Origin of the sequence: Neobacillus fumarioli NBRC 102428 (assembly GCF_001591485.1) — a bacterium.
GTDB lineage: Bacteria > Bacillota > Bacilli > Bacillales > Cytobacillaceae > Neobacillus > Neobacillus fumarioli.
Genome location: NZ_BCUZ01000002.1, coordinates 48,041 through 63,896, shown reverse-complemented (window position 1 = coordinate 63,896; position 15,856 = coordinate 48,041). Strand labels below are relative to the sequence as shown.

Sequence of the window (15,856 nt, the reverse complement as noted above, 5' to 3'; positions counted from 1 at the left end):
TGCTCTATTTAGGTGTTTTGCATGATTGCCGCTCAACGATTTTGTATGGAACGATGATATTTTTAGGTAAAAGATTAGGGGATTTAATTTTTTCCACCAAACTTTGGGCAGATTCATATCCCAATTGAAAGATCCGTACATCTACTGATGTTAACGGAGGATTGGAGATTTCTGAAAAAATAACATTGTTAAAGCTAATAACAGATAAATCATCTGGTACGTTGTATCCTTTTTCCGACAACGTACTTAACACCCCAAGGGCCATTAGGTCATCTGTTACAACAATTGCCGTAGGCGGCTGCTTCAGTAAAATGAGTTGTTCTACTGCTTCCTTTCCCCCTTCCTGCAAAAATTCCATATGACAGATATATTCTTCGGGGATCTCTAGCCCGGCATTTTTAAGGGCTTCTTTAAAACCGGATAATCGTTCTTTTGTCACCATTAAATCAGGATTTCCTCCGATAAAAGCAATATGTCTATGTCCCAGATTGATCAGATAATCTGCTGCATCTTTTCCCGCTGAATAATTGTCATTATCGATATAAGTAATTTCTTGGGCAAAGTTTTGTGGTTTTCCAATTAACACGAAAGGGAAATCCTGCTCAATTAAATAGTGCATGATTTTGTCGTCGATCCGGGAGTATAGCAGGACTATGCCATCTACTCGTCTTCCTTGAACCATTTTAACAACACCATTATAAATTTCTTCTTGAGTTTCTCCTGTCAGCATGTACAAAGAATATTCCTTTGTATGGATAAACGAACTAATGCCCCGGATCACTTCTGGAAAAAAAGGATTCTGGAATGTCTTGCTTGCGGAGTCAGGCATGACTATTCCAATGGCATTTGTCGTCTGATTGATTAAACTTCTTGCATTTAGATTGGGATGATATCCTAATTCTTCAATTGCTTTTTGGACACGTTTTTTTGTTTTTTCACTAATTACGGAATTATTGGCCAGAACACGAGATACAGTGGATGGTGCGACATTCGCCAGCTTGGCAATATCTTTAATTGTAACTGCCATATGATACATCCTTTCATGGAATTTGCAAACGATTGCATTATATTTCCAAGTTTTTGATTTAAGTCAGATAAAAAATATGTTTTATTATAACATTTACAAAGAGTATTTTAAAATTTCTTTCAATAGATTGACTTTAAGAGATTAACATAATACGATAAATATGAATGCAAACGTTTGCTTAAATAATGACAAAGGAGTCATGCCAATCATGTTGAAGGAAGCAATTTTTCATAGACCTAAAAATAATTTTGCTTACGCATATGATCATCAAACAGTTCATTTACGTTTACGGACCAAACGGAATGATGTTGAAAAAGTGAATGTAATAGCCGGCGACCCGTATTCCTGGGAGAAAACAAAAGAAGGCATTTCATGTTGGAAACCGTGGGAAAAGAAAGAGATGACCAAAAAAGGAAGTACCGATCTATTTGATTATTGGGAAACTGAGATCCGGACAACATTTAGACGTTTAAAATATGGGTTCGAATTATGGTCCGGTGAAGAAAAGCTTATTTATACAGAAAAAGGATTTTTTGAAGAAGCACCTCTTGAAGATAACTCCAGCTACTTTACATTTCCATTTCTCAATGAAGAGGATGTCTTCTAAATTCCTGCATGGGTAAAGGATACTGTATGGTACCAAATTTTTCCGGATCGATTTGCAAATGGTAATAAACTTCATGATCCAGAAGGAACATTACCATGGGGGAGTACAGACCCCACACCAACTAACTTCTTTGGAGGGGATTTTGAGGGAGTCATCCAACACATTGATTATTTAGTTGAACTAGGGATTACCGGAATCTATTTTACCCCCATCTTTAAAGCATATTCCAATCATAAATATGACACCATTGATTACATGGAGATTGATCCGCAGTTTGGTGATAAAGAAACATTTAGACGACTTGTTCAGGTTTGCCATGAAAATGGCATAAAGGTCATGCTTGATGCTGTTTTTAATCATAGTGGGTTTTACTTCCCGCCATTTCAGGATGTTCTTAAGAACGGGGAAAATTCCAAGTATAAAGATTGGTTTTATATTCATGATGATCCTGTTCAAACAGAGCCCACCCCTAACTATGATACATTTGCTTTCACATATGCGATGCCAAAGTTAAATACTGGACATCCGGATGTTAGATCCTATTTATTGGAAGTGGGACGTTACTGGGTAAAGGAATTTGATATAGACGGCTGGCGATTGGACGTGGCAAATGAGGTATCCCATGATTTTTGGCGGGAATTTAGGAAACAAGTGAAAGCGATCAAACCGGATCTTTATATAGTAGGTGAAATTTGGCATGATGCTATGCCTTGGCTGCAAGGGGATCAATTCGATGCGGTGATGAATTACCCATATACAAGTGCTGCTATTCAATTTTTTGCGAAAGAGGAAATCCGCGCCGAAGAATTTGTGAATAAAACAACCGAAGCACTCTTCATGTATCCGCAGAATGTTACAGATGCTGCTTTTAATTTTCTTGGGAGTCATGATACGCCAAGAATTCTCACGGTATGTAATGAAAATCCAATGAAAGTAAGGCAGCTGTTTACCTTTTTGCTTTCTTCACCTGGATCTCCTTGTATTTATTATGGCGATGAAATTGGCATGACAGGCGAAATGGACCCGGGATGCCGCAAGTGTATGATTTGGAACGAGGACGAACAAGATCAGGAATTACGCAGATTTGTTTCGCAGTTAATTACATTACGTAAAGAGAACACGGCATTTGGAAACAAAGGATCACTTCAATTTCTCTCGGCGGATAATAAGACAAATCATATCGTATATATGAAAACTTATCAGGAGGAAACCCTTGTATTTGTTTACAATAATTCTGATAAAAGGATCACAGTAGATATACCGCTTAATCTAAACGGGAAAAAAGTAACTAATTTATTGTCGGGAGATGTTTTGATTGTAAAAAAGGAAAAGTTAGACGTTGTTCTTCCTTCATATGGGATGACAATCTTGTCATGTAATTAGAGATATGACAATAATTTTCCTGATTAAATAAAGTGCTTTCTAAAAAAGTGGTATTTCGAACTGAAATTTAGAAAAAGCAAACCCAAGAGTGTCATTAAATCACATTCTTGGGTTTTAATATCGATACATTTTACGCTAAAATAGCTTTTTAGCCTTCTAAAAAATTTTTTCATTCCGCCTGTACATACCCGGTGCAATGCCAAATTTCTTTTTAAATACCCGGTGAAAATAAGGATAGCTGCCAAAACCACAGTCGATTGCAATTTGTTCGAGGGTTAGTGCCGTATATTTCATTCGCTCAATGGCTGCGGACAAGCGGATTTCCTGTGCGTATTCCATCATTGTTTTTCCAACGGAGCTTTTAAACAGATGAATAGATCGGGAGACGCTGAGACCGGCATGTTGTGCCACTTCCTCCACTTTAAAGGGAAGCGTAGCGTGTTCTTCAATGTATCGCATCATTCGTGTGACCGGATAGGGGTGACTGATGGAGCTATCTGTTTCGCCTATCGCACGTTCCAGCGACAAACAGAGAGCCCGCAATAAATAATCATTAAGCTCATCATTTTGGCTGGCTTGCGGCCGGCGCTTTTCAATGATAATTTGATGCCATAATGATAACAGTTTTTCATCTGGATCGATCCGGGAAACAGCTGGCTTTTCAGAACGGTTCCACCATTCATCAATCCAAGTTCCTTCACAGCCCACATGATAGTCCCCGCTGTTTTGCCCTGCCTGGACATGTAGTTCGTAATGATCTCCAGGCTTGATTAGCAAAAGATCGCCTTTTTCAATCGCCATTTTTCTTCCCTTAACGACTACTTCACAGACACCTTCTGTCTGAAGACGAAAAAGATATATGGGGTAGCCGGATATATATTGGGAATGATAACCATTTGTGTGATAAGAATAACCGCAAAAAAGTATGTTTGTGTTCATACGGTCCCTCTTTCTGAAAACCTAGCAAAATCGTTCATGTTTTCATTATATCATCTATGTTTATTTGTAAGAATAAGAGATAAGATGGCCTTAGTCATTATGGTGAAGTGGATTTTACAGAGGGAAAATTCGGTACAAAATGGGATTTTGGTTTTACTTATTTTAAAGGCGAAAGGAGCAAGAGCGTTGGAAGTAAATACAAACACGTATCGCGAACAAACGCTTTTCAACATTTCCTGGCCGCTGTTTATTGAGCTTACGTTGCATATGGGCATGGGCATCATCGCGACGTTGATGTTAAGCCATTACGCAGATGATGCTGCGGCAGGTGTCGGCGTGGCAAATCAGCTCTTAAACATTTTCATTCTTGTCTTTAATGTGACTTCCATCGGTGCTACAGTTTTAATCAGTCAAAACTTGGGAGCGGGCCGTTTCCAAAAAGCCAGACAGTTGTCACATTCTGTATGTGGTTTGAATTTTTGGTTTGGAATTGCTGTCGGGATTGTTGTGTTTTGTTTTGGCGAACATTTGCTGCGACTATTTGATATTCATGGCAAGGTCTTGGAATACGGGCTTATTTTTACAAGGATTTGCGGCATTTCTCTATTCTTTGAATCTCTTTCACAAGCCTTAAGTGCTGTCCTGAGGAGTCACGGATATGTAAAGGAAGCAATGGCTGTTACTGTAATGATGGACTTGATTAGTGTTGGAGGCAATATCATCGCTACAACGGATATTTTCGGACTGCCGGTAACCGGGGTTACCGGTGTTTCATGGGCGATATTGGCCGCACGTGCTTTTGCCGTTATGGCCTTATTGTACTTCGTTTATAATCGTCTGTCATTAAAATTGGGGTTCAATGATATTTTGACTACTAAGAAAGACGATATCAAAGGGCTGCTTTCGATTGGGATTCCGTCTGCGGGTGAAAATTTGTCGTATCAACTGTCACAATTAGTGATTACAAGTATTGTTGTTTCCATCGGAGCCGCATCCCTTGCTACCCGTGTTTATATTTTAAATATGAATATGGTTTGTTATTTGTTTACACTGGCAATTGCGCAGGGGACACAGTTGCTTGTCGCCCGCTATATTGGCGGCAGAAAATTTGATCAGGCATTAAGACGAGGCCTTCGTACTTTAAAAATTGCGATGGCTGCATCAACGCTCACTTCGTTAGTCATAGCTCTAGTCGGCTCTCCACTCCTAGAAACATTTACAAAGAACCCTGAGATCATTGCAGTTGGTTTGCCTGTTCTGTGGGCAATTGTTTTTGTGGAGCCGGGAAGAGCAATGAATATCGTATTGATGAGCTCGCTTAAATCAGCCGGTGATGTCCGGTTTCCAGTCATAATTGGCATTATTTCAATGTGGGGTGTCGCTGTAACACTAAGTTACTTTCTAGGTGTTTACTTGAACTTAGGGCTGTTAGGAGTCTGGATGGCCCAAGGGACAGACGAATGGCTGCGGGGGATCTTTGCCCTAAAACGCTGGCTGGCTAAACCGTGGGAGAGTAAAATGACTGTTGAAAAGACTACTAGTATTTGAGATAAGAAAAAACAGGGGGCTTCCCGCAAAATGGAAGTCCCCTGTTTTGAAAGTTTCCTAACGGATTAATACCAGCAAGCTGCTCCAACAATAATTAACAGGATAAACAATACAACGATTAAGGCAAAACCGCCATAACCGAATCCAAAACCTCCACCGTAACCAAATCCGCAACCGCCATAGCCAAATCCACCATAACCCCACATAGTAATTGCTCCTTTCAATTTTTAAATGTATTAATAATAAAAACCGCCAAATCCGGCAACAAAGCCAGCTCCTACAATAATTAGGAGGATGAACAATACAACAATGAGAGCGAACCCTCCTGCGTATCCATCAGCCATTTCATGCACCTCCTATTTTTTTAGGTATTATAAAGTATGTAACGGTACGCAAATATGGTAGGGCTTTAACCTAAACTGTTAGAAAGAGCCCGAAAAAAGCTGATATCAGCTGTTGAGACGGAAAGTTTTTTCGTTTTAAGAAATATTTAAATCCGTGATATGATATTTATTATAAAAATAAATGAGGAGTCCGCATATGAATGATTTAATAAAAAAAGACAGCGGCTTCCTTGTCGGAGTTCAGGGGATCCAATGGGCAATCTTTATGTTAACGAATATTATTGCGGTGCCTGTTGTAGTGGGGGCAGCCTTTCATATGTCAGCGGCTGATATTTCTACTTTCATGCAGCGCATGCTGTTTGTCAGCGGGGCCGCCACTTTAATCCAAGTATTCTTTGGACACCGTCTCCCCGTCGTGGAAGGAGCAGCAGGAATGTGGTGGGCAATTTTTATCCTGCTGGGCGAAATGAGCGCTCCGGCAAATCGTGGACCATTGTTAGAGCAATTAGAAATGGGGCTGACCATAGCCGGTGTTTTTCTTGCCGTATTAAGCTTCTTGCCGATTATTGAAAAAGTCCGTAATCTTTTTACCCCGATTGTCACCGGTGTATATTTAATTTTGCTCGTCAGCCAAATGAGCGGTTCTTTTTTTAAAAGCATGCTCGGGATTACCGAGACTGGTCATTTAAGCGGAAAAATCGCCTGCATTTGTTTGGTGGAAATTCTCATCATTTTAATGTTTTCACTGAAAGCCCGGGGGGTTTTAAAAAGTATGGGACCTCTTTTCGGGATTGCTGTTGGCTGGGGATTGTTTTATTGGTTCGGTCTTGGTCATGCAAAAACGTATGTCCCGGCAGGGTGGTTTGCCATCCCAAAAATTTTTGCCTGGGGACCGCCGACTTTTGACATCGGAATTGTGCTGACATCTGTGATTACTTCGATTGTACTCATTTCCAATGTGATTGCCAGTATTTTAGTTGTCGGGATTGCACTTGAAAAAGAAATTCAGTCAAAGCAATATCAAAAAGGCATTTTTGGAAATGGCGCCGGCTTAATTGTATCAGGCATTTTTTCGGTTGTCGGGGTAGTTCCGTTATCTGTTTCTGCAGGGTTTATTTCAACAACAGGGATCAAGACGAAGCGCCCGTTGATGATTGGAGCTATTCTGATTTTGGCTGCTGGTTTTTTCCCTTATGCGGGAGAGTTTTTTTCAAAACTCCCATTGGAAGTCGCCTATGCCTCATTGTTTATTCCATTTTCCCAAATGATGGGTTTTGGAATCCGTGATTTAATGGGGCAGGAACCATCGGGACGAAATCTATTAGTGATTGGCCTTTCGTTAATGGTGGGGATTGGCATGATGTTCATGCCCCCGGCAGCATTTGAAAGTGTAGCGCCGTGGTTACGTAACATTGTCGCCAACGGATTGTTGGATGGCTTGATTTTATGCTTACTACTTGAACATGTAATTTTCCGCGAGAATAAGAGTTCGGTTTATCCAACTGCATAAATAGTGTTAGCAGGCCAGTAAAAATGTGTGACAGCGGTTCATCTCCCAAAAAGAGAAAATACTTATGGAACTATCCCATGAAAAGGTGTTTCATGGATCGAGAAGCGGAAAAAAAGAGGTCATAGCTTATAAAAGAACGTTCATGGATCGAAAAGTAGAAAAAAGCACCGGATAAAATCTATGAAGATACATTGATTACGGGTACAAACTTAATACTAACTAAGCAAAAAAGGGGAAGTCCAAAATGAATATCATCGATCTGCATTGCGATGTGCTGATGAAGCTGTGGGAATCCAAGGGAGAGCTTCGGTTTGCCGACGCTCCGGAACTCCAGGTAAATAAAGCCCGGCTGCAGCAAGGGCAGGTAAAAGTTCAATGCTTTGCTATTTTTATCGAACCCGACCTTCCATCTGACCAGAAATTTCAAGTGGCACTTGAGCAAATTCATTATTTCTATCAAGAAGTGCTGGGGAAAAATCCGGATATAGTGCATATTAAGGAATGGTCTGATTTTGACAGACTCAATATTGGGCAGATAGGAGCAATGCTGACGCTGGAAGGTGTAGATGCGATCGGAAATGATATTACGAAACTTGAGACCCTCTACAGGCTTGGTGTCCGCTCAGTAGGGTTAACATGGAATAATGCCAATTTGGCGGCCGATGGTGCCGGCGAGCCGCGGGGAGCGGGACTGACACTGTTTGGCAAAAGAATTGTTCAATTAAATAACAAACATCAGGTTTTGACCGATGTTTCACACTTAAGTGAAAAAGCCTTTTGGGATGTCATGGAGCTCGCAGACTATCCAATTGCGAGCCACTCCAATGCTAAGAAACTATGTAACCATCCGCGAAATTTAACGGATGAACAGGCAACAGCTATGTTTCAAAAAGGAGGTCTGATTCATGTTGTTTACAATCCTCCTTTTGTTAAAACGACTGGAAAAGCCACGATCAGCGACCTTATAAAGCATATCGACCATTTTTGTTCAATGGGCGGTGTGAAACAAATTGGTTTTGGGTCGGACTTCGATGGCATAACCAGCTTTATTGTCAATCTAGAAGATGCCTCGAAAAGTCAAAACCTTATTAATGAACTTTTAAAACATTATTCGGAAGAACAGGTCAGAGGCTTTGCATCACAAAATTTCCTTGACCGCCGGCCACGGATTGGGCGATGAAGGTAAAAGTAACAATTCCTCATTATTTGTCACAAGTTGAGAAATAAAAGAAAAACTAGACAAATGACAAAATAGCTCAATTTTTCGAAAGCGAGGAAAGAATCGTGTACCTTTCAATAAAAGAAACAGCAGAATATTTATCCCTACCAGCAGCAACCATAGAAAAACTCATACAACAGCGAAAAATCCGCGCCCTATTCAACGGCACCGAATACCTAATCAACAAAGAACAATTCAACACCCACCTCCGCCAACTCGAAAAATACAAACAACTCATCCAAGACACCCTAAACGAACCCATCCCCGAAGACATCGATGTTAAGGATGAGGACTAAATGGCGTCATTAAATGTTGTCATTAAATGGTGTCAGGCACCACTCGTGGACATTTGTCCGCGTGGGGTGAACAACTGCACCTCAAAATCAAAATGTCCACCTGAGATGGACAAAATGGCCATTTGTCCATTTGTGGTGCCTGACACCAGATGAATATTTTTTTGAAGCGGGTGTATGAGCCTTTTGATGAGGCGGATGGGTGCCGGGTGCTGGTGGATCGGTTGTGGCCGCGGGGGGTTTCGAAGGTGGAGGCGAGGTTGGATTTTTGGGTGAAGGATGCTGCTCCGAGTTCTGGGTTGCGGAAGTGGTTTGGTCATAAGCCGGAGTTGTTTGATGAATTTCGTTCTAGGTATCTCGATGAGCTGCGGACGAATGAGCCGCAAATTCAGGCAGTTAAACAGATTATGGATCTTGCGGAAAAGGGCATGGTTACGCTTTTGTATGGTGCTAAAGATCCTGTTCACAATCATGCAGTTGTGCTTTATGAGGAATTAGAACGTGTGATCAGCCAGCAAAATAATGGATGAAAAAAATCGGCCCATAATTGTGGACCGATTCTTTAATGGCATTTAAAAAAAGTTGGCTGTTTTTTCTCAGGCTGGATAATTTTCATTAAAAGAATAATACTAACAAATGTTCGGAGGTGAAACGATGGAACAAAAAGACTTTGAAGAAATTTATCAGCAATACAAGGAACAAAGTGAGCAGCAAGCAAAAATGGAAGCAGGGCGGAATAATCCCGAAGGCAAGGAAGAGTTTGTGGCTGTTAAGAAAAATGATGACGGTGATATCATTGCGTTTAAGACGAATACTGGAAGGGAATTAGATTATATAACGGCTCTTGAAGAAGCAAAGGCAGGAAAAATTGCCCACATTGATGTCTTCCATAAATATGGGAGGGACATTATTCGCAGCGAACCTGACGGCATTAAAGAGAATAATCTGGATGAATTACCCGAGTTTTAAAAAAAAGTGTCGGCATAAAGTGCCTGACACCTTTAAATCTATTTAGCGAATAGAAGACAGTTCATATTGTTTAATTTTCTCTTCATACGTTAAAGTAACACCGATTTCGTCCCAGCCGTTCAGCAGCATTTCCTTCGGATATGGGGCGATTTCAAAATGAAATTCAAAGCCGTCATGGTCATACACGACTTGCTCTTCCAGATTGACGGTCACTGTATACCCTTCGGTTTCGGCCTTTTTCATGATGATTTGCACTTGTTCTTCATTAGCTTGAATGGCAAGTATACCATTTTTGACACAGTTGTTTTTAAAAATATCAGCGTAACTTGGGGCAATAATGACTTTGAAGCCAAAATCTTGAACGGCCCACGGAGCATGCTCGCGAGAAGAGCCGCAGCCGAAATTCTCTCCTGCCACTAAAATGGAAGCCCCTTTATATTGTGGTGCATTTAGAGGAAAGTCCGGTCGAGGATTCCCCTGATCATCAAACCGCCAGTTATAAAAAAGAAATTGTCCGAAGCCGCTCCGTTCAATTCGCTTTAGAAATTGCTTCGGGATAATCTGATCGGTATCAATGTTAGGTCGGTTAAGCGGGACTACAAGCCCTTGATGAATACGTAACGGTTCCATTGTTTATCTTACCTCCTGTGCTGTAAATGTACGGACATCGACAAATCGGCCGGTAATTGCCGCAGCAGCAGCCATTTCCGGGCTGACAAGATGAGTACGGGCCCCTTTGCCTTGTCGTCCTTCAAAGTTGCGGTTGGAAGTAGAGGCACAGCGTTCACCAGATGGAATGATATCATCGTTCATTCCTAGACACATGCTGCAGCCTGCCTCACGCCATTCAAAACCAGCTTCTTTGAATACTTGATCAAGACCTTCTTGTTCAGCAGCAAGTTTCACACTGAATGAACCTGGAACAACAATGGCTGTGACGGATGGGCTTACTTTTCGTCCACGAATCACTTCGGCAGCTTTGCGTAAATCGCTTAAGCGTGAGTTGGTGCAGGAACCGATGAATACATGGTCAATTTTTACACTTGAAATAGGTTGGCCGGCTTTTAATCCCATATATTCAAGAGCACGCTGGATTTCTTCTTTTTCATTTGGTTTATCAGTATCATCAGGACTTGGTACATTAGCGGTAACTGGAATACACATTCCGGGATTCGTTCCCCAAGTGACCTGAGGTGCCACTTCGTCTGCGTTGATTTCAATGACTTCATCATAGATTGCTCCCTCGTCAGTAGCAAGTGCTTTCCAGCGCGCAACCGCTTCTTCAAATGCTGCACCTTGAGGAACATAACGGCGGCCGCGTAAATAATTAAAAGTCGTTTCATCAGGAGAAATCAAACCTGCTCGTGCACCGCCTTCAATTGACATGTTGCAGACTGTCATTCGTTCTTCCATAGACATTGCCCGAATGGCTTCTCCCGTATATTCGACAACATATCCCGTACCAAATTTTACACCGAATTTTGCAATAATCGCCAAGATCAAGTCTTTAGCGGTAACGCCTGTCCCAAGTCGGCCGTTGACTTTGACATTCAATGTCTTTGGTTTTGCCTGCCATAGTGTTTGTGTTGCCAGAACATGCTCCACTTCACTTGTCCCAATCCCGAAGGCAAGGGCGCCGAATGCACCATGTGTGGATGTATGGCTGTCGCCGCAGACGATCGTTTTGCCGGGCTGGGTTAAGCCGAGTTCCGGACCAATGACATGGACAATTCCGTTATCGGGATGATGAAGGTCAGCAAGGGTGATGCCGAATTCCCGACAATTTTGGACAAGAGTATCAATTTGTTTTTTCGAAATAGGATCATGGATGACCTGCCGCTGGCGGGTGGGTATATTGTGATCCATCGTGGCAAACGTAAGATCAGGGCGGCGGACTTTACGCCCGTTCAAACGCAGACCATCGAATGCTTGAGGGGAGGTAACCTCATGAACAAGGTGGAGGTCAATATAAAGTAAATCTGGTTTTCCTTCCTCACGGTGAACTACATGCTGTTCCCAAATCTTTTCAATAATCGTTTTTGGTGTTTGCATAGTTTCCTTCCTCTCCATTAAAGTAACCGAATGTTCCATTTATAAAGAAATCCGCCCTTTTTATTTGCGAATTCGTCCTGTTTATTAGCGAATTTATCTGATTTATTTGCGAATCCGGGCTCATTATTTGCTAATTTATAGTTGCAATCTGCGATTTGAAAAAAATTCGGGTAAACCGAAAGAGCCACGATTTACCCATGTAATCCATTTATTAATAGTAGCAGCTGGCGATACATTTTGAAGCATTCTGGGTTTTAATATAGTCAACAATTAATCGCGTCATAACTTTCGTGCCAACAAGGCGTCCGTTTGGTACCTGCAGGTCAGCAGTATGATAACCGGAATCAAGAGCGGATTGGACGGCATTCTCAATGAGTTTTGCTTCCTCTTCCAATTCAAAGGAATATCTTAACATTAGCGCTGCTGATAAAATCATGGCAGTTGGATTGGCAATACCTTTACCAGCAATGTCCGGAGCTGAACCATGGACTGGTTCATAAAGACCGACTCCTGATTCATTCAGGCTTGCAGAAGGGAGCATGCCAAGAGACCCTGTTAATACAGATGCTTCATCACTTAAAATGTCACCAAACATATTCTCTGTGACAATCACATCAAAGTGAGAAGGATTGGTAATCAGCTTCATCGCTGCCGCATCAACTAGCACATGCTCAACCTCGACATCAGGGTATTGTGCTTTCTTTTCCTCGACGACTTCTCTCCAAACCTTGCTTGATTCAAGCACATTTGCTTTATCGACGGATGCAAGGCGGCCGCGCCGGCTGCGGGCTGCTTGAAATGCTTTATCGACAATTCTTTCAATCTCATAGCGTGTATAGCTGAGCGTATCGACGACGACCTGGCCGTTTTCCCGCCGCTCGCTGGGCGTTCCAAAATAAATACCGCCAGTTAATTCACGAACAATAAGGAGGTCGCTCCCAGCAACGACTTCTTCTTTTAAAGGAGAAGCATGAAGCAAATTTTTGAATCCTTTGATCGGGCGCAGGTTCGCATACAGGTCAAGGGCTTTGCGGATGCCCAGAAGCCCTCGTTCCGGCCTTAAATGAGATAGGTTTTGATCCCATTTAGGTCCGCCAACAGCACCTAGTAATACAGCATCCGCCTGTTTGCAGGCCTCCACTGTTGGATCGGGAAGGGGAGTGCCGTAAAGGTCAATGGCTGCTCCTCCGATTTCATGGGTCTCAAAGCTAAATGTATGATTATATTCTTCCGCAATGGCCGTTAACACCTCTTTAGCGGATTCCATCACTTCCTTGCCGATGCCATCACCGGGAAGCAATACAATACGTTTTTTCATAAGAGCAACCTCCTTATTATTGTAAAAAATGTATGTTGAATCTGGCCTCGGTGCCTGACACCAAGGCCGTGAAAATTAAAGCGCTGCGGGTTCAGTTACAGTTGCATTTTGGTTGAAAAATACTCGGTTGACAGCATTCAAAAATGCTTTTGCTGATGCTTTGAGCACATCTTGAGCAGAGCCGCGGCCGCTGACTTGGGCGCCGTTTACGGTCATTTTGACATGGACTTCCGCGAGGGCATCCCGGCCTTTGCCGACAGAACTTAAATTAAAATCAGTAAGATGAATTTCCTCTTTTACAAGTGCCTCGAGCGTGTTGAATAAGGCTTCGACACTTCCGCTGCCGGTGCGGGCTGTTTCCACCCGTTCTCCATCAGGAGTGGTAAGGGCGACAGTTGCCGTAGGCAGGTTCGCGGATGCATACTGAACTTGGAATGCAACCAGTTCATATTTTTTCACTTCGACAGAAGCTGTTTGAATATCAGTTAAAATGGTAAATAAATCTTCGTCGGTTACTTCTTTTTTTCGGTCAGTTAACTGCTTGAACGCTTGGAAAGCTTCGTTCAGCTTTTCCGGGGCTAAGGAAAAGCCCATCTGCTCAAGCTTCTCTTTGAAGGCGTGCCGGCCGGAATGTTTCCCAAGGATAAGATCATTGGAGGCAACTCCGACCAATTCCGGTGTAATAATTTCATAAGTCAGCGCATTTTTTAACACACCGTCCTGGTGAATCCCGGATTCATGGGCAAAGGCGTTTTTTCCTACAACCGCTTTATTCGGAGGAACTTTCATCCCGGTAAAGCGGCTGACCAAGTCACTAGTCCGTTTGATTTCTTTTAAAACAAGATTGGTTGTAAATGGATATTTATCTTTCCGGATATTTAAGGCGACAGCAATTTCCTCTAATGAAGCATTTCCAGCGCGCTCGCCGATACCGTTAATCGTACCCTCTACTTGAGTTACCCCGTTTTCGATCGCTGCAAGCGAGTTAGCAACCGCCATTCCAAGGTCATCGTGGCAATGACAGGAAAGATCTGCTTTGTGAATATTCGGAACATGTTCTCTAATATAACGGAACATGCGACCATATTCTTCAGGTGTTGTATAGCCGACTGTATCTGGAAGATTAATGACGGTCGCACCAGCATCGATCACTTTTGTAATGATTTGTACAAGAAAATCCAAGTCAGAGCGGGAGGCATCTTCTGCCGACCATTCTACATGTGGAAATCTTTGTTTTGCATAAGCAACCATGTCAACCGCTGTTTGGACGACTTCCTCCGGTTTTTTCATTAGTTTGTATTGCATATGGATAGGGGAGGTGGCAATAAATATATGCAATCTTGGTTCTGCAGCATCTTTTAAGGCGTCCCACGCAATGTCAATATCTGATTTCGTTGCCCGTGCGAGGCCTGTAATGGAGCAGTTTTTAATAGTTCGGGCAATGGCCCTGACGGCTTCGAAATCCCCTTGGGAGGAAGCCGGGAACCCGGCCTCCATGATGTCAACGCCCAAGCGTTCCAACTGCCTGGCAATTTCTAATTTTTCAAGTTGGTTTAAATTTACACCAGGGGACTGCTCTCCATCGCGTAAGGTCGTATCAAAGATGTTAACGTGAACCATTTACCACCACTTCCTTCTTTACAGGTTTTTTAATAAATGGCATCAAAGCGCGAAGTTCACGGCCGACTTTTTCAATCAAATGATTATTTTCACTGCGGTTAATCGCGTTAAATTGCGGACGGTTCGCCTGGTTTTCCAAAATCCAGCCTTTAGCAAAGGCGCCGGTTTGGATATCTTTCAAAATGTCTTTCATGCGCTGCTTTGTTTCTTCCGTGACAACGCGCGGACCGGAAACGAAGTCTCCCCATTGCGCTGTATCAGAGATGGAATAGCGCATGTTTTCCAAACCTCCCTCATAGATCAGGTCAACAATTAATTTCATTTCGTGTAAACACTCGAAATAGGCAATTTCAGGCTGGTAACCTGCTTCAACAAGTGTTTCGAAGCCTGCTTTGATAAGAGCTGAAACACCGCCGCAAAGTACTGCTTGCTCGCCGAATAGATCTGTTTCGGTTTCTTCCTGAAATGAAGTTTCCAATACACCTGCACGAGCAGCGCCGATTCCTTTTGCATAAGCAAGAGCGAGATCACGTGCCTGGCCGGTATAATCTTGGTATACAGCATATAGTGCCGGTACACCTGCACCTTCTGTATAAGTACGGCGTACCAAGTGTCCTGGTCCTTTCGGAGCGACAAGGAATACGTCTACATCGGCAGGAGGTACGATTTGGTTGAAATGAATGTTAAAACCATGTGCAAATACTAAAGCGTTACCTGGCTTTAAATTTGGCTTGATGCTTTCTTCGTACACTTTTGGCTGCCATTCGTCTGGAAGAAGAATCATCACAACATCGGCTGCTGCTGTTGCTTCAGCTACAGAGCGGACATCAACACCATCTTCAACTGCTTTCTCCCATGATTTCCCTTCACGCAATCCGACAACAACATCATAGCCGCTTTCTTTTAAGTTCAGCGCATGAGCGTGGCCTTGTGAGCCGTAGCCGATTACTGCAATCTTTTTCCCTTGTAAAACTTCCTCTTGAATATCTCCGTTATAAAGTACTTTTACCATTATTGATCATCCTTT

At 42.5% G+C, this 15,856-nt stretch carries 15 protein-coding genes and 2 pseudogenes; 8 read left to right on the top strand and 9 right to left on the bottom strand.

Going from position 1 to position 15,856, the window contains the following annotated elements:
- Positions 1-4 precede the first annotated feature (4 nt).
- The gene (locus BFU02S_RS00810; RefSeq protein WP_066365266.1) at positions 5-1,027 is read right to left on the bottom strand and encodes a LacI family DNA-binding transcriptional regulator; all 1,023 of its coding nucleotides are present in this window, start codon (positions 1,025-1,027) and stop codon (positions 5-7) included.
- 208 nt (positions 1,028-1,235) lie between these two features.
- On the opposite strand from BFU02S_RS00810, the pseudogene BFU02S_RS00805 reads away from it, so the two are divergent.
- A pseudogene (locus tag BFU02S_RS00805) lies at positions 1,236-3,017 on the top strand (alpha-glycosidase).
- 156 nt (positions 3,018-3,173) lie between these two features.
- Here BFU02S_RS00805 and BFU02S_RS00800 read toward each other — a convergent pair.
- Positions 3,174-3,956 carry a helix-turn-helix domain-containing protein gene (locus BFU02S_RS00800; RefSeq protein ID WP_066365265.1) on the bottom strand — a complete coding sequence of 261 codons (783 nt, stop codon included), beginning with the start codon at positions 3,954-3,956 and terminating at the stop codon, positions 3,174-3,176.
- Between the two features lie 186 nt (positions 3,957-4,142).
- On the opposite strand from BFU02S_RS00800, the gene BFU02S_RS00795 reads away from it, so the two are divergent.
- Positions 4,143-5,504, top strand: coding sequence for an MATE family efflux transporter (locus BFU02S_RS00795; protein WP_066365373.1), 1,362 nt, complete (start codon positions 4,143-4,145; stop codon positions 5,502-5,504).
- 65 nt (positions 5,505-5,569) lie between these two features.
- On the opposite strand, the pseudogene BFU02S_RS17785 reads toward BFU02S_RS00795, so the two are convergent.
- Both BFU02S_RS17785 and BFU02S_RS16195 read right to left on the bottom strand, forming a co-directional pair.
- Positions 5,570-5,644: pseudogene (locus BFU02S_RS17785) on the bottom strand (YjcZ family sporulation protein); the annotation flags it as partial.
- A 96-nt stretch (positions 5,645-5,740) separates the two neighbouring features.
- On the bottom strand, positions 5,741-5,848 hold the full coding sequence (locus tag BFU02S_RS16195) for a YjcZ family sporulation protein (RefSeq protein ID WP_084360945.1): 108 nt from the start codon (positions 5,846-5,848) through the stop codon (positions 5,741-5,743).
- A gap of 196 nt (positions 5,849-6,044) precedes the next feature.
- Here BFU02S_RS16195 and BFU02S_RS00785 point away from each other — a divergent pair, with 196 nt between their 5' ends.
- The 6 genes from BFU02S_RS00785 to BFU02S_RS00765 all read left to right on the top strand — a co-directional run bounded on the left by BFU02S_RS00785 (position 6,045) and on the right by BFU02S_RS00765 (position 9,839).
- Positions 6,045-7,358, top strand: coding sequence for a purine/pyrimidine permease (locus tag BFU02S_RS00785; protein WP_066365262.1), 1,314 nt, complete (start codon positions 6,045-6,047; stop codon positions 7,356-7,358).
- A gap of 244 nt (positions 7,359-7,602) precedes the next feature.
- Positions 7,603-8,538 carry a dipeptidase gene (locus BFU02S_RS00780; protein ID WP_066365255.1) on the top strand — a complete coding sequence of 312 codons (936 nt, stop codon included), beginning with the start codon at positions 7,603-7,605 and terminating at the stop codon, positions 8,536-8,538.
- A gap of 104 nt (positions 8,539-8,642) precedes the next feature.
- Positions 8,643-8,873 (top strand): excisionase family DNA-binding protein, encoded by a 231-nt coding sequence (locus BFU02S_RS00775; RefSeq protein ID WP_066365254.1) that lies wholly within the window; start codon positions 8,643-8,645, stop codon positions 8,871-8,873.
- Positions 8,874-9,026 (top strand): hypothetical protein, encoded by a 153-nt coding sequence (locus tag BFU02S_RS16595; RefSeq protein ID WP_157075830.1) that lies wholly within the window; start codon positions 8,874-8,876, stop codon positions 9,024-9,026.
- Positions 9,023-9,400, top strand: coding sequence for a DUF488 domain-containing protein (locus tag BFU02S_RS00770; RefSeq protein ID WP_066365251.1), 378 nt, complete (start codon positions 9,023-9,025; stop codon positions 9,398-9,400). Before BFU02S_RS16595 ends, BFU02S_RS00770 begins: the two co-directional genes overlap by 4 nt.
- 124 nt (positions 9,401-9,524) lie before the next feature.
- Positions 9,525-9,839, top strand: coding sequence for a DUF3892 domain-containing protein (locus BFU02S_RS00765; protein ID WP_066365248.1), 315 nt, complete (start codon positions 9,525-9,527; stop codon positions 9,837-9,839).
- A 42-nt stretch (positions 9,840-9,881) separates the two neighbouring features.
- Here the strand turns inward: BFU02S_RS00765 and leuD are convergent, their stop codons facing one another.
- The 5 genes from leuD to ilvC all read right to left on the bottom strand — a co-directional run bounded on the left by leuD (position 9,882) and on the right by ilvC (position 15,841).
- Complete coding sequence (gene leuD / locus BFU02S_RS00760; protein ID WP_066365247.1) at positions 9,882-10,469, bottom strand: 3-isopropylmalate dehydratase small subunit; 588 nt, start codon at positions 10,467-10,469, stop codon at positions 9,882-9,884.
- A 3-nt stretch (positions 10,470-10,472) separates the two neighbouring features.
- On the bottom strand, positions 10,473-11,891 hold the full coding sequence (gene leuC / locus BFU02S_RS00755; protein WP_066365246.1) for a 3-isopropylmalate dehydratase large subunit: 1,419 nt from the start codon (positions 11,889-11,891) through the stop codon (positions 10,473-10,475).
- 211 nt (positions 11,892-12,102) lie between these two features.
- Positions 12,103-13,209, bottom strand: coding sequence for a 3-isopropylmalate dehydrogenase (leuB, locus tag BFU02S_RS00750; protein WP_066365245.1), 1,107 nt, complete (start codon positions 13,207-13,209; stop codon positions 12,103-12,105).
- Between the two features lie 75 nt (positions 13,210-13,284).
- On the bottom strand, positions 13,285-14,829 hold the full coding sequence (locus BFU02S_RS00745) for a 2-isopropylmalate synthase (protein ID WP_066365244.1): 1,545 nt from the start codon (positions 14,827-14,829) through the stop codon (positions 13,285-13,287).
- The gene (gene ilvC / locus BFU02S_RS00740; protein WP_066365243.1) at positions 14,816-15,841 is read right to left on the bottom strand and encodes a ketol-acid reductoisomerase; all 1,026 of its coding nucleotides are present in this window, start codon (positions 15,839-15,841) and stop codon (positions 14,816-14,818) included. Before ilvC ends, BFU02S_RS00745 begins: the two co-directional genes overlap by 14 nt.
- Between the last annotated feature and the right edge of the window lie 15 nt (positions 15,842-15,856).